The organism is Latilactobacillus fragifolii (assembly GCF_905332535.1).
Taxonomy (GTDB): Bacteria; Bacillota; Bacilli; order Lactobacillales; family Lactobacillaceae; genus Latilactobacillus; species Latilactobacillus fragifolii.
The window spans coordinates 135,368-155,646 of the sequence record NZ_CAJOCF010000001.1 but is presented as its reverse complement, the minus strand read 5'-3'; the positions used below and the strand labels follow the sequence as shown (position 1 = coordinate 155,646).

At 42.2% G+C, this 20,279-nt stretch carries 16 protein-coding genes; 5 read left to right on the top strand and 11 right to left on the bottom strand.

What is annotated here, in order from left to right:
* Nucleotides 1-5: 5 nt before the first annotated feature.
* Nucleotides 6-1,652, bottom strand: coding sequence for an alpha,alpha-phosphotrehalase (locus J7Q78_RS00645; RefSeq protein WP_208422564.1), 1,647 nt, complete (start codon nt 1,650-1,652; stop codon nt 6-8).
* A 25-nt stretch (nt 1,653-1,677) separates the two neighbouring features.
* Complete coding sequence (locus J7Q78_RS00640; protein ID WP_208422565.1) at nt 1,678-3,144, bottom strand: PTS transporter subunit EIIC; 1,467 nt, start codon at nt 3,142-3,144, stop codon at nt 1,678-1,680.
* Between the two features lie 199 nt (nt 3,145-3,343).
* Here J7Q78_RS00640 and treR point away from each other — a divergent pair, with 199 nt between their 5' ends.
* Nucleotides 3,344-4,057 (top strand): trehalose operon repressor, encoded by a 714-nt coding sequence (gene treR / locus J7Q78_RS00635; protein WP_208422566.1) that lies wholly within the window; start codon nt 3,344-3,346, stop codon nt 4,055-4,057.
* 50 nt (nt 4,058-4,107) lie between these two features.
* Here the strand turns inward: treR and J7Q78_RS00630 are convergent, their stop codons facing one another.
* From J7Q78_RS00630 to J7Q78_RS00615, 4 genes are all read right to left on the bottom strand, one after another.
* Nucleotides 4,108-4,557, bottom strand: a complete 450-nt coding sequence (locus J7Q78_RS00630) for a hypothetical protein (RefSeq protein ID WP_154241729.1) — start codon at nt 4,555-4,557, stop codon at nt 4,108-4,110.
* Nucleotides 4,558-4,965: 408 nt separating this feature from the next.
* Nucleotides 4,966-7,494: a YfhO family protein gene (locus J7Q78_RS00625; RefSeq protein WP_208422567.1), complete on the bottom strand. Its 2,529-nt coding sequence runs from the start codon at nt 7,492-7,494 to the stop codon at nt 4,966-4,968.
* 95 nt (nt 7,495-7,589) lie between these two features.
* Nucleotides 7,590-8,456, bottom strand: a complete 867-nt coding sequence (locus tag J7Q78_RS00620; protein ID WP_208422568.1) for a GRP family sugar transporter — start codon at nt 8,454-8,456, stop codon at nt 7,590-7,592.
* 200 nt (nt 8,457-8,656) lie between these two features.
* Nucleotides 8,657-9,286, bottom strand: coding sequence for a VanZ family protein (locus J7Q78_RS00615; protein ID WP_208422569.1), 630 nt, complete (start codon nt 9,284-9,286; stop codon nt 8,657-8,659).
* A 219-nt stretch (nt 9,287-9,505) separates the two neighbouring features.
* On the opposite strand from J7Q78_RS00615, the gene J7Q78_RS00610 reads away from it, so the two are divergent.
* Nucleotides 9,506-10,561: a glycosyltransferase gene (locus tag J7Q78_RS00610; RefSeq protein ID WP_208422570.1), complete on the top strand. Its 1,056-nt coding sequence runs from the start codon at nt 9,506-9,508 to the stop codon at nt 10,559-10,561.
* 94 nt (nt 10,562-10,655) lie between these two features.
* Nucleotides 10,656-12,827, top strand: coding sequence for an LTA synthase family protein (locus tag J7Q78_RS00605; RefSeq protein ID WP_407929545.1), 2,172 nt, complete (start codon nt 10,656-10,658; stop codon nt 12,825-12,827).
* A 54-nt stretch (nt 12,828-12,881) separates the two neighbouring features.
* Here the strand turns inward: J7Q78_RS00605 and J7Q78_RS00600 are convergent, their stop codons facing one another.
* From J7Q78_RS00600 to J7Q78_RS00590, 3 genes are all read right to left on the bottom strand, one after another.
* Nucleotides 12,882-13,340 carry a hypothetical protein gene (locus J7Q78_RS00600; RefSeq protein WP_235688020.1) on the bottom strand — a complete coding sequence of 153 codons (459 nt, stop codon included), beginning with the start codon at nt 13,338-13,340 and terminating at the stop codon, nt 12,882-12,884.
* 5 nt (nt 13,341-13,345) lie between these two features.
* Nucleotides 13,346-14,077, bottom strand: coding sequence for a hypothetical protein (locus J7Q78_RS00595; RefSeq protein WP_208422573.1), 732 nt, complete (start codon nt 14,075-14,077; stop codon nt 13,346-13,348).
* 97 nt (nt 14,078-14,174) lie between these two features.
* The gene (locus tag J7Q78_RS00590; protein ID WP_208422574.1) at nt 14,175-15,536 is read right to left on the bottom strand and encodes a cytosine permease; all 1,362 of its coding nucleotides are present in this window, start codon (nt 15,534-15,536) and stop codon (nt 14,175-14,177) included.
* Nucleotides 15,537-15,746: 210 nt separating this feature from the next.
* Between J7Q78_RS00590 and codA the strand changes: the two genes are divergently transcribed.
* On the top strand, nt 15,747-16,982 hold the full coding sequence (codA, locus tag J7Q78_RS00585) for a cytosine deaminase (protein WP_208422575.1): 1,236 nt from the start codon (nt 15,747-15,749) through the stop codon (nt 16,980-16,982).
* Between the two features lie 55 nt (nt 16,983-17,037).
* Here codA and J7Q78_RS00580 read toward each other — a convergent pair whose 3' ends face one another.
* Both J7Q78_RS00580 and J7Q78_RS00575 read right to left on the bottom strand, forming a co-directional pair.
* Entirely contained in the window at nt 17,038-18,477 is a 1,440-nt protein-coding gene (locus J7Q78_RS00580) for a sensor histidine kinase (protein WP_208422576.1), read from the bottom strand.
* Complete coding sequence (locus J7Q78_RS00575) at nt 18,474-19,217, bottom strand: response regulator transcription factor (protein ID WP_208422577.1); 744 nt, start codon at nt 19,215-19,217, stop codon at nt 18,474-18,476. Before J7Q78_RS00575 ends, J7Q78_RS00580 begins: the two co-directional genes overlap by 4 nt.
* A gap of 176 nt (nt 19,218-19,393) precedes the next feature.
* Here J7Q78_RS00575 and J7Q78_RS00570 point away from each other — a divergent pair, with 176 nt between their 5' ends.
* Nucleotides 19,394-20,167 carry a Cof-type HAD-IIB family hydrolase gene (locus tag J7Q78_RS00570; RefSeq protein ID WP_208422578.1) on the top strand — a complete coding sequence of 258 codons (774 nt, stop codon included), beginning with the start codon at nt 19,394-19,396 and terminating at the stop codon, nt 20,165-20,167.
* Nucleotides 20,168-20,279: the final 112 nt, after the last annotated feature.

The window sequence follows — 20,279 nt, the reverse complement described above, 5'->3', positions numbered from 1 at the left end:
TTTTCTTACACCCGCATCATGATAGCTTCATAAGGTCGTAAGGTGATTTGCTGACCATCAAACTGCGGTTGTTCATAATTATCCATAAGTACTTCCTTGACGTTTGGCACGGTACGGACTTGTGTTTGACCAGTAAAGTTAGCCATCACCTGAATTGTCTCAGTATCGAGGTGTCGTTGATAAGTGTAAACTGCTTCGTCCTCTGGTTCAAATAATTGGTAGTCCCCTTCAATCAGGATTGGCATTGTCTTTCGCATTTGCACTAATTTCTGATAGAAGGCAAAGGCACTATTGGGTTCGTGAATGTTAGTGGCGACTGAGTAATTGTCATGCACAACTGGCATTAACCACGGTGTCCCAGTGGTGAAACCATGATGGGCAGTTTGATCCCATTGCATTGGAATCCGACAATTTTCCCGTGATTTCTGCTGTAAAATCTTGATCGCTAACGCTTCATCAATCCCATCGCTCAACATTTGGTGGTAAGCATTGATTGATTCCGCATCTTGATATTGGTCAATGGCAGTGAAGTTTGCGTTTTTCATCGCAATTTCCTCGCCCTGATAAATATACGGGGTACCTTGCAAGCCAAATTCGACTAAAGCTAATAGCTTAGCAGATTGATCGCGGTATTGACCGTCATCTAAGAAGCGTGAAATTGCGCGCGGTTGATCGTGATTGGACCAGAACAATGCATTCCATCCGCCACCTGCGGCCATCCCGGTTTGCCAATCACTAAGAATCCGTTTTAAATCTGATAAGCGATACGCACCTAACGTCCATTTTTTGCCGCCAGTGTAATCGACCTTCACATGATGGAAGGTAAAGGCCATCGATAACTCTTCGCGGGCAGGATTGGTATAACGGATTGCTTCATCAATTGGGGTTGAGGAAAGTTCGCCGACCGTGACAAATTGGTTCGGACCGAAGACTTTTTCGTACATTTCATGAATGTATTCATGTACATGGGGGCCATTCGTATAAAAATTGCGCCCATCGTCACTCGGGGTTTGAAACGTATCATTGGGAAAGTGTTTATCTTTTGAGATATTGTTAATCACATCTAAGCGTAAACCATCAATTCCGAGATCCGCCCAGAATTGCATCATTTTAAAAATTTCAGCGCGCAAGTGCTCGTTGCGCCAGTTCAGATCGGGCATGCTTTTTTCGTATAAATGGAGATAATATTGATCAAGAGCGGGGACATATTCCCAAGCGCTACCGCTAAACTTAGACAGCCAATTATTGGGCGCCTGCCCGTCCACTGGATCACGCCACAAATAAAAATCATGGTATGGATTATCCTTACCTTTGAGACTCTCTTGGAACCAGTGGTGCTGATTAGAAGTGTGGTTGACCACCATATCCATCATGATTTTAATGCCTCGTTTGTGGGCTTCGTTTAAAAGCCGTTCAAAATCAGTTAAATCACCAAAAATGGGATCAATGTGGTAATAGTCTGCGATATCATAGCCGTTATCCCGCCCCGGAGAAACGTACATTGGCGTCAACCAAATCAATTCGATGCCAAGATTTTGTAAATAATCTAACCGTTGAATAATTCCGTTAATATCCCCAATTCCGTCGCCATTGGAATCTTGAAAACTCCGCGGATAAATTTGATAAACTGTTGCTTTTTGCCACCATTCCATCCTATTTCTCTCCTATTTTCGTCATTTATTTTGCCGTACCTGGTTTTTGTGGTTTCGCCATTGCTTCACCGGCTGTCATTTGATCGTTGTAACCCCAAACGAGTGTTACGATAAATGGGACAATCGTTGCAACTGCTGATGATGCGATGAAAATCCATAAGTTTGATAAATCTGCTGGGTGTTTTGGATCTAGGAATGACGCAAAACCAATCCACGAACCCGCAAAACCAAACATATTGCCATGGAATAGTCCACTGACAAACCCACCAGCTGCTGAACCGAATAAGCCGGCAATGAAGACCCGCCGGAACTTCAAGTTAACCCCGTAAATGGCAGGTTCTGTAACCCCACAGAATGCCGAGATAGCACCGGCAAACGATAATTCTTTTAAAGCTGTCTTGCGGGTTTTAATCGCAACTGCTAATACAGCTGCCCCTTGGGCAACCATTGTTGTACTTAAAATGGCATTTAAATAGCTGTGGCCCGTTGCTGCAACATCGTTGGCGATAATTGGTAAGATGCCCCAGTGCAACCCGAAGATAACGAGCACTTGATAAAGGCCACCAATTAATAAACCAGATAACCAACCACTCTTTAATAACAAGAATTGAATCCCAAACGCTAAGCCATTTGATAACCAAATAATGGCCGGACCGGTGATATATAGCGTAATGGCAGAAACCACGGCAATCACAATCAGTGGTGTAAAGATAATTTGCAAGTAACCTGGTAACCAGCTCTTAACCCATTTGGTTAATTTAGCGACCAACCAAGCTGCTAAAATCATTGGGAAAATGGAGTACGTATAGTTGACCATTGGGAAATTTAATGAACCAATTTCAAGCAATGATTTTCCGTTTAAAGCGACTAGTGAAGGATGGACCAACACACCGCCAATGACGGCAGTTAAGACTGGATCTCCTTTTAATTTCTTAGCAGCCGTAAAGCCAACTAACATAGGTAAGAAGTAGAAAACAGAATCGCCCATCGCGCTCAATACAATGTACGCTTCACTCTTAGCACTTAACAAGGCGCCCAATTGCGGCATTGTTAACATCGCTAAGACCCCTTTTAAAATCCCACCGGCTGCTAAGATCCCGACAATCGGACTCATCGCACCGGTAATCACTCCGATTAATTGATTAAAGGCTTCTTTAACACGTCCCCATGGCGTTAAATGTTGTTGGTGGGTTGTTGCCGCCACGACTTGGGCGGTTTCATCTTCATCAGCAAATTCGGTGCCGATTTCAGCAATGACAGCGTCGTAAACAGCGGTGACTTGGTTGCCAATTACCACTTGATATTGTCCTGATGCTTTTTGGACATTGATGACGCCATCTAATGCTTTAATTTCTTCGGTCTTCGCTTTTGATTCATCCTTTAAATAAAAACGAAGCCGTGTAATACAGTGAATTAAACTATCAATATTTTCTTTTCCCCCGACACCGGCCACAATTGCCTGAGCGAGTTGTGAATAATCTTTTTGAGTCATAATCATTCCTCCCGATTTCTCTTGAATTAAAAGTAATATGAATAAAAGCGCTTTCTAAGTACATCGTTATCATATATCATGTACGTACAAGTTGTCAACGCTTTTTTAAACCGCTTTCTAATTATCGTTTAATCCAGTCTTGCAACTTCGCTAAATCCCCGTTATGATAAGCATGAGAAAACAAATTGGAGACTGTCAAATGGCTAAAAAATATGAAATGATTTATCGAGATCTCGTCCGTAAGATTACCCATCAACTCTATCAAAGCGGCACTTTCTTACCCAGCGAGAATGAACTTGCCGAACTCTACGGTGCCTCGCGGGAAACGGTTCGTAAAGCACTGGGCAGTTTACTTGAAAACGGCTTTATCCATAAAATTAAAGGTAAAGGCTCTTTGGTCCTCGGTCTAGACAAGTACGCTTTTCCGATTTCTGGCTTGACCAGTTATCGTGAACTAGATAGTCTCTTTGATATGCATACTGATACTCAAGTCTTGCAATTAACACAGACGACTGTGTCGCAAACCCTTTTCCATCTTGAGCGCGATGAGGAGCTGCCGGCCACTTACATTCAACGGCTACGCGTCGTTAATGGTGAACCACTGGTAATTGATAACGATTACGTCTTAACTAACGTTGTCCCCCATATTTCAAAAGGCGTTGCCCAAGATTCACTCTACCGTTACTTTGAAGAAACCCTTAAGCTCGAAATTGGTTATGGCAGTAAGGAGTTCACAGTCGTTCCTGCTACTGAAGAACAATGTCAAATACTCAACTTACCGCCTAATAGCTCCGTTGTCAGTGTGAAGGGAATCACCCATCTGCAGGACAATACCCTTCTTCAATTCACCGAATCGATCCACCGTGCCGATAAATTTAAATTTATTGAGCATGCTCGGCGTAAAATTATCTAATCTAAAAACGACCCCCAACGGCTGCTAGTTGCCAATTGGGTGCCGTTTTTTTATTTAACTGCTTGTGGTTTAACAACCGCAATTTGATTTAAAAGTTCACTAATCCGAAGCCGATACCGCTTTTGCTGTTGGCGACTCGTTGTGAGTTTCTGATATAAATCTAACTCATCACCTTCATTGAAGGCGGTGACCATCGCTTCAGCGGATGCGACATAATCGGTCATTATCAATTGCAACTGCCGGTTGATTTCTCGTAATTCTTTTGGGGGGTTTAACAATGTGACTTGATCAATAAACCGTTTAAAAACCCGTAAGTTACGTTGAAAATATTCATTTAATGATCCCAAATTTTCGTCTACCAGACAACGCCCCTTAATAATATTCTTGCTCGTCTGGGTGTACTCACTAAATACTGTTTCAAACACAATAAACCGTTCTAAAAATTGATTCCACTGTACGATATATTCCTGAGCCGATAATTGATCCGCTTTGACACTCATGATCGTTCCTCCTTCAATATAATATCTAAACACTTATCATTAGCATAAATATATACTAAATATTGATAAAATGCCAATAATTAGCCTTTATTGCCGCTAACTATTGCAAATTGTGGTTTATTTTATCAATAAACCATTGCATCTTATAAGTTAACGTAAGCCAAAAAGGCCCTGATGCCGTGGCCCATCAACATTATTTATCTAGAATCCCCTGAAAAGCTTTACGTTCACCTTACTAACGAGCAGAGCAGGCGCGTTTGGCGTCAGCCTTGCGATACTTCTTTTAAGTGCTCCTGGTTACTCTCTCAGCTTGACTTTCATTGGCCTTAGTTTAGCCATTCAACGGCACACCAAATAACCCATAAAAAAACAGGTTAGCGATGAAAATATTCATCGCTAACCTGTTTTTTAATGACGTCGTTGCTTAATCAAAATAACCGCCCAAGTCAGCAAACTAAACGCTGAAATAATTGCACCGATGATTAACCCTGGTGCCCGATAGACCAAACGGATTTGGTTTGTCCCTTTTGCAAGGGGCACAGCCAGCATATTGTCCATCACTCGCCGTGTGCGCACTGGCTGGTGATTGACTTGCGCATGCCAACCACTATCATACGGCACACTTAAGTAAAGTAATTGATTAGTGGTCTTTGTTGTCACGACCCCAGAAATCCGACCATTATCTGCAGCCAATTGTTTCCGGTCAACCTTTAAGCGTTGTTGGGCCAATTGGTCAAAAGCTTGATCAAAATGGGCTTGATCTAAACTGGCCACTTGAATTTTGCGAAAGGCTTTAGGTTGATGACTGGCAATTGTCAGTGTCAGTTGTTGACCCTTTTGATAGCGGCCCAAACTAATAATTGTTGTCCCGTTCAATTCAATGGGTGCTTTATGCGTTCGCCCGTTAATTTGCACTTTTAACTTTGATAAATTTTGCTGTGGCAAGTATAAATACGCATACCCCGTTGTCTTGACTTGCGTTGTAAACGTAATTTGCCGTCGCTTTTGGGCCTGTAAATCTAGCTGGTCATATTGATAAAAGGGGGTCGTTTGGCCTGTCATCGCCTGCATAATCCGCTCTTGATTTTCAAACGGTTCATGGGCCTTCAAAGCAATCCGTGCAAGCTGCTCATTAACCGCAAACCCTAATCCTAACGTTTTATGTGGTTGTGTAACAACTTGCCCTTGCTTAGCAATTAAATCATATTGATTGGCAAACAGCAGGTCAGTCAGCACAGTATGTCCAATCCCATTAATCCGCCGGGCATTCTTACTATAAAAACCGAGCTTAACCAACATCGTCCGCATCCGCTCATCAAGTGTCGAAGAATAATTATTCAACGTATACTGACCAAAAGTCAACGCATCATTATACCCATAATACGGCTCCTTAAACGCCTTTTTTAAGAGAATCGCTTGATTATTAACCCGATAAAAATCAGGGGTTTGGCGTTCCAACTGTTTAAAAACTGCCGATTGCCGCCGATATTGTTGCGCATAAGCAACTTGGTCCCCCATCGGTAACTTAGTGGTCACTAGCCACCCATTAATTACCAGTTCACTAAACGTCAATATGGCCCCCAGCCCAATCACCCAGGGTTGCCAACGGGCCCCTTTTTGCCACCCTACAAAAATAACGCTGGCCAAAACCATTAAACCAATTAGCAACCCAAGCGATTGTTTCTGCACACCATGCACATGCGGTCCATAATAGAGCGCTAACTGGCCAATGCTAAGCAATCCGCCGACGATTAAGATAACCAGTCGTTTCGTTTGCCGTTTACCAACGGGTTCAATACTGGCTTCATAGGCAATCTTGATCAAAACAAATGCCATTAGATAGGTATTCCGATAGGGAAAACCTTCTGGCTGTTGGAACATATGCCACATCGTATTAAAGGTTGTTACCCAAAAACTTAACGCTAAACTGACAATTAAAAACCCGTTTGACCACTTTGCCTGCCGTCCAATAGTTGGTAAGCAGAAATAATAGACTGCAAATAGTAGCGCTAATGTACTAATAAATAAAGTTGGTTCATGAATCAAACGTTGGGTATAGTGGCTACCACCGACCTGAAATTGACTCATGACTTCCCAGCCAAACTGCGGTGTTGGGTAAAAACTGGTTACTGCGATGGTTTTTTTCCCAGTTTTCAACATCCCAAGTAACGATGGCAACAACACAATCGCTGTTGTTCCCCCTGCAATCAAAGACGCCCAACAAAATTGCCCGATGGCTTGCCGCCATTGAACCACTAGTTGCCACCAAGTTTGCTGTGGTTGTTTCCATTTAATTAACAAACTAATTGCATATAAAACGGCAAATAAACACGACATATAACCCAAGTAATAGTTGGTAAAGATAGTAGCAACCAACATCCAGATATATAAACCGGGACGCCGTTTTAAAAAGAGCCGTTCTAATCCTAAGATAACTAGTGGGAGGAAAATCAAAGCATCTAACCACATTAAGTTATAAAAGTTCATTGCCACAAAGCCGCTTAAACTATAAGCTGTCGCAAAAATTAACGCAGAAAAATGATAGCCAGACTGGCGCGTCTTTAAAAAATGGGCCATTGTTAATCCCATTGCCCCAATCTTCAAAATAATGACGTATCCAACCACCACTGGCAACTGGCTATTCGACCAAAATAAGAGCAGTAAATTAAAAGGACTGATTAAATAATAAGCCGCTAATGGTAAGATATCACCACCTAGCGAAAGCGAAAAGGAATACGTACTGAAATTCATCTGCGCCATTTGCCGCTTAAACTCTGCTAAAAAGGGCATGTACTGCGTACCGAGATCACTGATCAATAAATTATGCCGTCCAAACGGCACAATTTGGAGGATGGCATATAAGCCCACCATTAATAGCATTGGCACTAGCATACTCAATAAATAGTAACTAACAGCTGTTTTATCCGTTCTCTTCATCTTATTCACTTCTTTTGCCTTTTCTATAAAATATACACACTCTAAACAAAATAAGCCACTCAGACAATTTGTCTAAGTGACTGATTAGAAGGTGTTTACTTCATCATACCGAGGGTTACCCCACCAACAATGACTAATAAACAACCTAGTGTGACGTATACCATTTCTTTTTTAGTCTTTTGTTCACCTAATAGATAAATACTCCCGATTGTTGAAATAATAATGCCACATTGTGATAGTGAATAGCTAATTGCTAAACCAATATTATTCATTGAAATCAACATAAATAAGTTCCCAAGGCCCCATAATAAACCAGTGCTGATGTTAAGCGTTGTTTTCTTATTGAAAACTGCTGTTCCAATGCCAACACCGGCAAAGATTGCGGCACCGACGAACATCCCAATTGCTTGTGGTAAAACAATTGAGGTTGCGCCAATGTGTGACCAGTTAACGATGATTGTGTACCCACCATAACCGATTGTTGATAAGATCAATGCTCGAAAACCACGTCCAAATTGTGTATCTTCTTTAGCAGCATTACCGCTCTTAGGATCCTTCATTGAAGTCAACGTGGCACCAGCAATTAAGATCACTAATGCGGTAATCCCAAAGATGTAATCGTGCGCTGTCTGCCATTCGTGGAATAACAAAGCGCCGGCTAAAGTGTTTACAATCAACTGCATCCCGGTTGATAATGGGACCGTCTTAGAAACACCGATGGCTTGCATTGATTGGAATTGTTGTCCTTGACCAATGCTCCAGAATAAACCGGAAATGATACCGATTACCATAATCCGTAAGTTTAAAGCGGGCTGTAATACTAAAAAGGTACCGATTCCAAAAACCAGCGCCCCAAATGTCATTCCTAAGGTTTGTTGATAGGCATTCCCGCCAAGTTTGCCACTAACTAACCCGATACTTCCCCATGCTAGTGCTGGGATTAATGCAATTAAAATAGCCATTTGTAAATTCCTCTTCTTCTCTAAAGTACAAGAAACAATTATACATAGTTTTATAACTGCTGGCTAGTAGGAAAACGGCGTCATTCGATCATTATCCTTCTTTGCTATCATTATGTAAGCAACTGTCACAAGGATGTTTGCGCTTACGTAAATTTTACGTAAAAAAGTATTTTTTTAGTAAAAAAACGATAAGCGTTTGCTTACCGTTGAATTTTTTTATGTTTGCGCTTTGCATATTGTAGTACTTGGTATAAAAGGACGCCAATCACCGTCCCGAATGTATTAAACATGAAATCATCAATGTCAGCCATCCCCGTCCCTAAAATAAACTGAGCGGATTCAATGCACAAGGACAATAAGGCCCCTTCAATAATTGTAAGCAACCAAGCCCCTTTGCGCTGTGTCAACGACCGGTGCAATAACCCAAACGGGATGAACCATGCAATATTGCCATAGAAGTTATACCAATAGTCAAGCTGGGCGGGTGCTTGCCGTAACTTAAATGTCTCAACAAAGGGCGTCAGATTAATTTGGCTTAATGGGCGTTGGAAGTGAAGTTGGATCTGCCATGGGTAATAAATATGCCGTAAAACCGTTAACGAGACTAATAAGGCAATATAAAACACAAATAACAACCGTTTTAGTTCTGGGAAAAACTGTATTTTACGTCGTTTTATTAATAAGTACCCCAATCGGCACACAATAAAAACGAAACAATATAAAATTGTCTTATCTAAACTCTCCACCGTCAATTTAATGAGTGGTAAATGATTATACTGTTCTCCCCAAGGAAGAATCCATTGTTCATAAACGTGCCCAAGAAATACCAAAAAACCAACCTCACTTATCCGACTAATTTCACCTAGCTGTTCATTATGCAATCTGGAATTAAGTCCATTATAGCTGTTTCTTTGCAATAAATAATGTTTCATGATGCGACTAAAGTGAATCTTAAACTATTCGCCAACGACGGCTCAATTTTAGCCCGATATACGCCTACTGTGCTATGCTATAATAGAAATCACTATAAATTGAAACAGGAGCCTTTTATGAAAGTTTTATTATACTTCGAAAGTGAAAAACTACTCGCTAAATCTGGGATTGGTCGGGCGTTGGATCATCAAAAACGCGCGTTAACTGCAATGGGCATCGACTATACCCTTAATCCCAATGACCACGACTACGATATCTTACATATCAATACATACGGACTTAAAAGCCATCGTGTCATCAAAAAAGCTCGCAAAATGGGAAAACCCGTCATTTATCATGCCCATTCAACCGAAGAAGATTTTCGCAACTCTTTTATTGGTTCTAATCAACTAGCCCCTTTGGTTAAACGTTACCTTGTTAGCCTTTATCAACAAGCCGATCACTTGATTACGCCCACCCGCTATTCAAAATCATTATTGGAAAGCTATGGCCTAACCACCCCCATCGCCCCCATTTCAAACGGCATTGATTTAGCTAAGTATCAAGCAACACCAGCTAAAGAAGCCGCTTTTCGCAACTATTTCCATTTAAAAGCCGACCAAAAAGTGATTATCTGCGTCGGCCTCTTTTTTAAGCGCAAAGGACTGCTCGATTTTGTCGAAATCGCCAAAGGCCTTCCCGAATATACCTTCATCTGGTTTGGGGATGTGCCAATGTACAGTATTCCGGCCAATATTCGGCGGATTGTCAAACAAGATCACCCCGACAATGTCATCTTCCCCGGTTATATTAAAGGCGATATTATCGAAGGGGCCTATGCCAATGCCGATTTATTTTTCTTTCCGTCCTACGAAGAAACTGAAGGCATTGTTGTCTTGGAGGCCCTTGCGAGTCATCAAAAAGTCTTAGTGCGTGATATTCCGGTTTACCAAGGCTGGCTCACCGATCGCCAAAATTGCTACATGGGCCATACTAACGCAGAATTCAGTCAACTTATCCAAGCGATGGTCACTGATACAGTTCCCGACTTAACAGCTGAAGGCTACCAAACGGCGCAATCTAAAAGCATTACGGAAATCGGTTATGAATTACAAGCTGTTTACCAGCATGTTTTGGCGCCAGACCAACTGAATCCCAAATACGAGACCATCATGCAGACCGCCAAACGTTAAGTTTCTATTTAAACTTTGAGCTGCTGTTTGCGCTAATGCCGCCCTCGGGTTAAAATAAGGCATTAGCGCTCTTTTAGTTCTGTTTTTTGAAAGGATGTCACATTACTTGAAACTCACAAAAATTAAAGCATTCCTATCCACGAGATTAGGCTTCATGAGTTTGTTAGTCTTTTTATTTTGGCTAAAAACGTTATTCGGGTACTTCACCGACTTTAACCTCGCAGCTAGTGGCTTCTTGCAAATTGCTATTTTAATCTTTAATCCGATTGCGACGACGCTCCTTTTATTCGGTATCATTCTTTACGTTCGCCAACCGCGGCTTAGTTATTGGTTAGGCTTGGTTATCTACGCCGCCAACACCGCTCTTTTATATTTTAATGTCATCTATTATCGACAATTCACCGATTACATGACCATCAACACCATCTTAGGATATTCAAAAGTTTCGGCCGGGCTCAGCAAAAGTTCGCTGGCCCTTATGAACTGGCATGATGCTCTTTACTGGATTGATATTATTATTTTGGCATTGTTGCTTTTAACCAAAGTGATCAAAATTGATCGCCACGCATTTAATCGCCGGTGGGCCTTTAGTATCACCTCGTTGGCCGTCTTATTGTTTGGTATTAATCTTGGCTTAAGTGAAATTAGCCGGCCGCAAATTCTTTCGCGAACATTTGATCGAAATTACATTGTTAAATACCTCGGCATCGACACTTTCACGGTCTACGATGCCTTCAAAACAACTCAGAATAATCAAGTGCGCGCCCAAGCTGAGAGTTACGACTTAGACCCCGTCCTCGACTTTACGAAAGAGCATTACGCTGCTCCTAGTGCTGAATATGCCGGTGTTGCGAAAGGCAAAAATGTGATTGTCATTCATTTAGAGAGTTTCCAACAATTTCTAATTGACTTTAAATTCGAAGGACGCGAAGTGACACCATTTTTAAATAGTCTTTACCATGATCAAAATACGTTAAGCTTTGAAAACTTCTTCCATCAGGTTGGCCAAGGTAAGACTAGTGACGCCGAAAACATGATGGAAACGGGGGTCTACGGGTTACCACAAGGTTCAGTCTTTACAACCCTCGGTTCGGATAATACCTTTCAAGCGGCCCCATCCATTCTCAAGCAAAATGGGGACTATACAAGTGCCGTTTTCCATGGGAATGTCGGAACCTTTTGGAATCGAAATAACGTCTACAAGAACTTCGGTTACAACTACTTCTTTGATTCTTCCTATTTTGACACCGATCCAGATAACGTCTTACAGTATGGTTTGAAGGATAAATTGTTATTCGGTGAATCGATTAAGTATCTCGAGCAACTTCAACAACCGTTCTACACGAAATTCATTACCGTCACCAACCATTTTCCATTCCCATTACCCGAAAAAGATGGGGATTTCCCCCGCGCGACAACTGATAATACGGCAGTGAATAACTACTTTGCGACCGCCCATTATCTCGATCAATCCGTAGAAGAGTTCTTCAATTATCTTAAGGCTTCTGGGCTCTATGATAATTCGATGATTGTCCTCTACGGTGATCACTACGGCCTTTCCAATTCTGATAACAAAGCCTTGGTGAGTGTGCTAGGCCGCGACCCAGAAACTTGGACCGACTACGACAACGCACAACTGCAACGGGTTCCCTACATGATTCACATGAATGGGCTAAAAGGCGGTATCCAAAAACAATATGGTGGCGAAATCGATGCCTTACCAACGCTGCTTCATTTATTAGGGATTAATAATAAAAGCTATGTCCAATTCGGAACCGATTTATTATCCCCCCAACACGATCAAGTCGTTGCTTTCCGGAACCATAACTTCGTCACCCCCGATTACACAGTGCTTGATGGCACCATCTACAATAATCAGGATGGTTCGGAAGTGACTGAACCAACAGCTAAGTTGCAAAAACAAGTCGCTGCTTGGCAGAAACAAGTGAACCGAGAACTGAGTTTGTCGGATTCGGTTAACGAAAAGAATCTGTTACGTTTTTATACGCCACAAGGCTTCAAACCGGTGAACCCTGCCGATTACAACTATCTAACTGGCTATCAACAACTCGTTGATATTCAAAATAAACTAGGTGCCAATTCAACTAGTTTATTCTCGCGCAATGGTGATCAATCAACCGTCGGACTCTTTAAGACCGACGCCCCAGAATTAGCGGATGATCAATCGAGTCTCACCGAAGTGCCTAAATCAAAGGCCTTAAAAAAAGATTCTGATTCAACAGCAACCAGTGATACGGAACAATAATCACAAAAACGCCCGGACAACATATATTGTCCGGGCGTTTTTTACATACGCGCTTTAGCTAATAACCTGCGATTGAAAGCTGTTAAAGACGGATTCTTGAGTCGTCGTCATGATTACGATAATCTGAAACTGTGCTGCTGTCTGTCGAACATCGTTTAATAATTGACGTGCGTCTGTTGGTGGCAGTTTATCTAAGAACTGTTTAACCACTACGAGTTGCTGATGGGTTGCTAATCCACGAATCAATTGAATCCAGAACTGATCGACTGGCGATAATTCAGTCCCCAATAAACGGCGACTGCGTTTTAAATGCGCTTCAATTACCCGCTTTAACGTTGGGGCAATCCGTTTTTGGGGGAGCAACAAATTATCCCAACCGGACATAAATGGCAGGATCTTAGGCGCCTCATAATCAATCACGTATGGTAATTCAGGTGATTCAAGACTCTGCTGAATCATTTCCGGTTGACTAAAATAAACCTGTCCAAGCACTAAAGGTTGTTTGTTTAGCATTTCAATCACGCCTTTCTCATTTTCCTAAAGCGAATGACTTGGCACCAACCAATCAAGTAGACGGGGGCCATTAAACTGATGAATGGTCCCCATAATTGGGCTAATACTTGATTGGTTAAATTTTGTTTAGTCCGTTCGTGCAAAACCGGGTTCAACAACGAATGACTACTAAAGTCCGTCAGATGATTTTTAAATAATGGTTGAAACGCTCGCCGACCTTGTAGTGGGCGTAACGGCTTTTGTAACCACTGTTGATTAATTAGTTCTAAACCGCGCCAATAATATGAATTAAATAATACCCAACTTAAGATGATCGTCACACTGGCCATGATGAGTAAGCAAAGCGCCGTCAACGTATAATAATTAACAATTTTATGCCGCGGCCAATTCGCACTGGTAAAAGTATCGACATCCTGACGCATCTTTTTAAACGCTTGCCAAGTCACAATACCAATCACTAGCGCAATGATGACAAGTAGCACCACTGCGATGAGTTGATACCGTCCTAGTAAGGCTTGTTTGCTCTGAACCAGATATGTCAGTGAATTAGTCCCTTTCTGAGCTGTGTTAAAGTTGGCTAACTGCTTTTTTAACTGGTTGAGGTCATGGCGTTCTAAACTGATCAAACTCAGCGCAATTAACATGACGCCTAAAAAGAGGCAATCCGCAAGATAGATTAACAAAGATTGGCGTGAATAGTACCGAATATTAGCTGGAATTGATTTAATAAAGAACATGCCCCACCTCCTAATAAAGATAGTGTAAAACTAAAGTATGAAAATTATATGAACTCTGTGGTAAAAATTAAAAAAACGCCTTAAGTAAGACGTTTTTTTAATTTCCTTCAATTAGCGTTTCTTTTTGAGCCATTAACCAATAAACCAATGCTGTTAGGCCCATCGCAATAAACGTTGCCCCGGTATAAGCATGAATAATGGCAAATTGATTTAAGATTAAGTAACTAACCACGCCAATGACCCACGCTATCAGAGCGGTCAGATGATAGCCTTTGCTATACCAGTATTGCCCAGCGACTTCATTGAGCGCGTCAACATTGTATTGCCGCCGGCTAATAATAAAATAATCCACCAAGAAGATTGCAATTTCGGGCCCTAAGAACATCCCGATACTATCGAGGAAGGTTTCAAAAGTCGTTAAAAATGAGGCAACATAGACCGGAATAAACGTCAGCACCGTCGCTAATAAAGTCACAACCCACAATGCCGGTGTTAGTTTAAATTTCGGAAAAATATTCGTTAAAGCCGACCCGGCAGCCATTAAATTGACCGCATTGGCTGTCGTACTGGTAATCACAATCACTAATAAAGCTAGCATGCCCAAGCCTAACTTAGCCGCAATTGTACTTGGATCGGCATTATTAGGATCGAAATGATTTAACGTAATCGCTGTGGCAATTGTCGCCGTCAAGCCAATAAAGGCAAACCAGAACAAGCCAATGTTCGCACCGAAGAAGGCGTAACCCGTCGCTGCTTGTTTATGTTTTGAGAACCGACTAAAGTCGGCAGCAGCTGTCACCCATGCGAGATTAAACGCAGCTAGAATATCGATCGCCTTCCCAAATTCAAGGCGTAAATTACTAGCTGGTCGCCAAGCAACTAATTCTTTGAATGGGACCATCTTGAAGACGATGATTGATTCCCAAGTAACTAAAACAATCACCAAGATGATGCCAATTCGTTCAATCCAGCGGACGGATTTTTCCCCAAGCGAGATGCTGATTAGATGCAAGACAGACATTATTAGAATCCCCACGATCAAACTCATCCGGTTAGTGGCGGCATCGTTGCCCGACCAGCCCATAATTTCCTTGATGATAAAGCTGACTGAAGTTGCGGCAATATACGTATTAACCGCCGCCCAACCGATGAATTGTATCACGTTGATGATTGAGGGCAAGACGGAGCCCTTCACGCCAAATGAAGCCCGCGTTAACCCCATGGCCCCCACACCGGTTTGATACCCCATGTATGAGGCCAGTGCGAGCAAAATATACGATAAACAGCCAACCACCAGCAACAAGGTTGAACCTTGAAGTAAGCCAGTTGCCGCAATAATGCCACCGATAAACCACGTACCGTTATTGGCATTCGCGCCGATCCAAGTTGCAAACAGGTCCCAACTGCCCATGGTCCGTGCCTCTTTGGATACTGCATGAATTGTTTGTTGCTTTGTCATTTTGCTACCCCCCACTTGATTAACGGCATTAAAAAAAGACCTACTCCTAAACAGAGCAGGCCCACTAATGTACTTGTTAACCGCTCCTTTGTCAGCCTCACTGGACTGCCCTTAAAAGGATTTATATTTATAAGCATTGTATTAAACTTACTTGCCAAAGTCAACTCAAGATTGTTATACTCACTACTAAAAAAAGCGAGGTTGAATCAAATGCTCATTCAAAACGTCCATATTGAGAATCAAGCGTCACTGCAGTCAATTAGAATTGAGAACGGAATCATTACAGCAATTGAGACGCAACTGGGACCGCAACCTAATGAGCATGTCATCGACGGGCATGAACAATTAGCCTTACCCCCATTTGTTGACCCTCACGTCCATCTTGATTCAACCCTGACCGCTGGGCAGCCCGAATGGAATGAGTCCGGCACTTTGTTTGACGGCATCCGAATTTGGAGCGAACGCAAAAAGGACCTAACGCATGACGACGTCAAACGGCGCGCTATTCAAGCGTTAAAATTACAAGCCCGACATGGCATTCAGTTCGTTCGCTCCCACGTCGATGTCACTGATCCAAACTTGGTCGCACTTAAGGCGTTGCTTGAAGTCCGTGAAGCGGTCAAGGATTGGATGACCTTGCAACTAGTAGCCTTTCCACAAGAAGGGATTCTCTCTTTTCCTAACGGGCAAGCCTTAATGACCCAGGCAGCCCAATTAGGCGTTGATGCCATCGGTGCTATTCCACATTTCGAATTTAATCGTGAGTATGCCGTTGCATCGTTAAAATTCGCTTTTCAACTAGCACAAGAATATGATTTATTATTTGACGCACATACGGATGAAATTGATGATCCAAATGCACGCAGTCTAGAAACCGTCGCCACCCTCGCCCTTGAGACCGGCATGCAAGCCAAAGTAACGGCTTCGCATACAACTGCCATGGGCTGTTACAACGATGCTTATATGTCTAAATTAATGCGACTGTTAAAGATGGCTGATCTGAATTTCATCGCCAATCCCCTCGTCAACCTATTCCTCGGCGGCCGCTTTGACACTTACCCGAAACGCCGCGGGTTAACCCGTGTGAAAGAACTCACCGCAAATGGGCTAAACGTTGCTTTTGGTGAGGATGACATTCAAGATCCTTGGTATCCAATGGGCAATGGTAACATGCTCGATGTGTTGTATAGCGGCTTACTAGCCACCCAAATCATGGGGCATACTGAAATTATGAATGCCTATCGCTTTATCACTTATAATGGCGCGCGTGCTATGCACGTCCTCGACCAATACGGTATCGAAGTGGGCAAACCCGCTCATCTAATTCTTATGGACAGTGACAACTTCTACGACGCATTGAATAAGCACGCTACCGTCACCCTCTCAATCCACGCTGGTAAAGTCATTAGTGAGACCCAACCGGCTAAAAATCAATTGCATATTTAACCTAAAAAAGCGTCCCGACAAGCATTGAATTGTCGCGACGCTTTTTTAAGTTGTTTTAGCTTTCACTATTTACAATCGTTTCATCCGGGAAAGTTAAGGTAAAGGTTGTTCCTTGTTCCGGTACACTTTGGACATCAATCGTCCCATGGTGTAACTGAACGAGTTGGTGGACAATTGCCAACCCTAAACCAGATTCACCATATTTAGTATTCTTACGCGATGGATCTGCTTTGTAATACCGCTCCCAAATATTCTTGACTTGTTCGGCTGTCATGCCGATACCAGTATCACTAATAGTCAGAATTGTTTCGTGAAAACCAGCTTCCACCGTGACCGTAATTTGCCCATTTTCTGTAAATTGAATGGCATTTTGCATGATGTTAAACATCACTTGGACAAACCGGTCATAGTCAGCATAGATTGGGACATTCTCTTGTGCATCCAAGACGAGTGTATCGCCTGCTTCAGTTGCCTTTTTCTCGAGTTGTTCTTGAATATTCTGGATGGCTTCAACCGCATTGAAAGTTTGAGGGTTCAATTTAATTTGGTTAGTGCGAATCTTTTCATAATCCAAGTTCTCGTTCACTAAGCGAATGAGCCGGTTGGTTTCATTTTGCATCAGTGTGATACTCTTGGCACGCATTTCTTCTGGAATCGCATCATATTGCAACCCTTCTAACAGGCCCTTAACGGTCGTTAGTGGCGTCCGCATTTCGTGAGCAGCATCAGCCATGAATTGCCGCCGCCGGTCCTCTTGGCGCTTGATTTCCTCTTCAGACTCATTCAACGAATGCACCATCTCATTAAAGTCGGTTGCCAAATCATCCAATTCATCCTTACCGTGATTTTTAATCTGCACATTAAAGTCGCCTTCAGCAACTAAGTGGGTCGCATTGCGCAAGCGATTAATCCGATAGATTTGATACCGTGCTAATACATAACTTAACAAAATCCCGCCAATTGTCGATAATAAAAAGGCAATTAACAGATTTTTGCGCATCGTTGTTAAGCCTGATTTAACGGTTTGGAGGGGGGCTGCCACCCCAATTACATAGATCAGTTTATTATTGTAAAAGACCGGCTTGAAAACCACTAACTGTTCTTGCTTATTGTTATTGACTTGATGCGAATCACGACTCAAGCTCAGCCGTTGAATCTGACCATTTTTTAAGTGCTTCCAATATTGCTTCTTAACCGAAATTTTAGGATCCGGGGTAGGATACACCATTTCGTTTTCCGCGTTAAAAAAATTAAACCCAACATGTTGTTGCGATAGGATTTGTTGGCTATCAATAATAAATTGGGTCGACAATGCCGCTTGAGCCCCTTGTTTGAAAGCTTCACGTTCAATCACATCCGCATACCCTTCCAGTTGATCCCAGGTACTTTCATAAGCGGTCCTTGTCGAATACTGCGTAAACGCAATCCCCACAATAATAATCGTTGTCATAATGACCCCGAAAAATGCCAACATCCACTGATAAATCAGTTTCATTTGCGCACCGCATCTGAATCATCAAATTTGTAACCGACACCCCAAACGGTCTGAATCACTTGTGGCCCTACTTTTTCAATCTTTTGCCGTAACTTCTTGATATGTGCATCAACCGTTCGTTCATCGCCAAAATATTGGTAATCCCACACAAGTTCTAATAACTGTTCGCGTGAGAAAACTTGCCGTGGATTCTTCGCTAACGTCTTCAATAAATCGAATTCTTTCGGTGTTAAATCCAAAATCGGCTTATCCAATAAATAAGCTTCACGCGTTTTAGAACTCAACTTAAAGTGCGTTGTTTGAACATCAAAATCTGAGTTTTCGACCGCTTGTTGTAAGTTTTCTTCAGCCGCTTCGACTTGTTCATCAATTAATTCAGCACGGCGATGTAAGGCTTTAATCCGCGCAATCAGTGTGATTGGACTAAAGGGTTTTGTCACATAGTCATCAGCGCCAAGTTCTAGCCCAAGGACCTGGTCACTTTCAGAATCCCGGGCCGTCAACATAATAATCGGCACCGTCTTGGACAACTCACGAATTTTCTGGGCAACTTGCATTCCATCTAAACCCGGCAAATTTAAATCTAGTGTGATAATGTCCCAACTCTCTGGATCGCTGCTAAAAACTGTCACGGCTTCATTACCATCGTAAGCGAAATGGGCATCCCAAGCTTCTTTTTGGAAAAACATACTCATCATTTCTGATACGGATTTGTTATCTTCTACCATTAAAATTTTCATTAGAATTCCTTCTCTTTTGACATTGTTATGCTTATATTATACAGTAGATAAACCAATTACGGATGAATAATATGTGAAGAAGTGATGAAAGTCAAACAAGATAGCGTTACCGTTTGCATGGCACCGCTAAGCATGATAGCATGTTAAGCAGATATCATTATTTAGGAGGCCCTATTTTGACTTATAAAGGACTAGTATTTTTCGATCTTGACGGGACACTTTACAATGAACATTCAAAAGTGGATGCAGCCGTTGCGATTGCCCTTCGCCAATTGCGTGCTAACAACTACCTACCAATCATTGCGACCGGTCGTTCACCACTTGAAATTCAAGACGTACTGGCCAAAACTGGGATTGATTCATTCATTTGTTTAAATGGGAGCTACATTCAATATGAAGGTCAACCCGTTTATCAAGGGACGATTCCCACCTCAGTCATTGAACAAACGGTGTCAATTGCTAAAGCCGCTGGTGAAGCGATCGCTTTTTATAATGAAAAAGCAATTCGGCTGACTGCTGTGACACAACCAGCCAAAGCCGCCTACAAGTTTGTCAACGCCCCAGTTCCCGAAGTGGATCCAGAATATTACCTGAATCACCCCGTCTACATGATGTTGATTCTGACAAACGACAATGACAAAGCTTATACAGAAACACAAAGTGCGGATTTAACATTTTACCGTAATACACCGAACTCAATTGATACTGTTGAAAAAGATTGTTCAAAACAAAGTGGTATTAAGGAATTAATTCGCTCCCAAAACTTAACGGGGATTCCGACTTATGCCTTTGGCGATGGTGCCAATGACTTACCAATGCTCGATTTTGTAGATTATCCAACTGTTATGGGTAACGGGATTCCAGAAGCTAAAGCCAAGGCTAAATACATTACTTCTAAGAATACTGAAGGTGGAATTATTGAAGGTTTGCGCCATTGGGGATTAATTTAATCACTGGACTAACACGCGCCATGACGGCTTAATCTCTGTCATGGCGCTTTGTTTAGCTTGACGCTTGTAAGTCGACCGCTTAAAATGAAAGGCATATCACTTAAAAAGGAGC

Coding starts and splice junctions, on each gene's coding strand:
- J7Q78_RS00645 (WP_208422564.1), bottom strand. CDS start 1,652: ATGGAATGGTGGCAAAAAGCAACAGTTTATCAAATTTATCCGCGGAGT.
- J7Q78_RS00620 (WP_208422568.1), bottom strand. CDS start 8,456: ATGGCTATTTTAATTGCATTAATCCCAGCACTAGCATGGGGAAGTATC.
- codA (WP_208422575.1), top strand. CDS start 15,747: ATGCTCATTCAAAACGTCCATATTGAGAATCAAGCGTCACTGCAGTCA.
- J7Q78_RS00590 (WP_208422574.1), bottom strand. CDS start 15,536: ATGACAAAGCAACAAACAATTCATGCAGTATCCAAAGAGGCACGGACC.
- J7Q78_RS00600 (WP_235688020.1), bottom strand. CDS start 13,340: ATGCTAAACAAACAACCTTTAGTGCTTGGACAGGTTTATTTTAGTCAA.
- J7Q78_RS00640 (WP_208422565.1), bottom strand. CDS start 3,144: ATGACTCAAAAAGATTATTCACAACTCGCTCAGGCAATTGTGGCCGGT.
- J7Q78_RS00605 (WP_407929545.1), top strand. CDS start 10,656: ATGTCACATTACTTGAAACTCACAAAAATTAAAGCATTCCTATCCACG.
- J7Q78_RS00595 (WP_208422573.1), bottom strand. CDS start 14,077: ATGTTCTTTATTAAATCAATTCCAGCTAATATTCGGTACTATTCACGC.
- J7Q78_RS00625 (WP_208422567.1), bottom strand. CDS start 7,494: ATGAAGAGAACGGATAAAACAGCTGTTAGTTACTATTTATTGAGTATG.
- J7Q78_RS00580 (WP_208422576.1), bottom strand. CDS start 18,477: ATGAAACTGATTTATCAGTGGATGTTGGCATTTTTCGGGGTCATTATG.
- treR (WP_208422566.1), top strand. CDS start 3,344: ATGGCTAAAAAATATGAAATGATTTATCGAGATCTCGTCCGTAAGATT.
- J7Q78_RS00575 (WP_208422577.1), bottom strand. CDS start 19,217: ATGAAAATTTTAATGGTAGAAGATAACAAATCCGTATCAGAAATGATG.
- J7Q78_RS00610 (WP_208422570.1), top strand. CDS start 9,506: ATGAAAGTTTTATTATACTTCGAAAGTGAAAAACTACTCGCTAAATCT.
- J7Q78_RS00630 (WP_154241729.1), bottom strand. CDS start 4,557: ATGAGTGTCAAAGCGGATCAATTATCGGCTCAGGAATATATCGTACAG.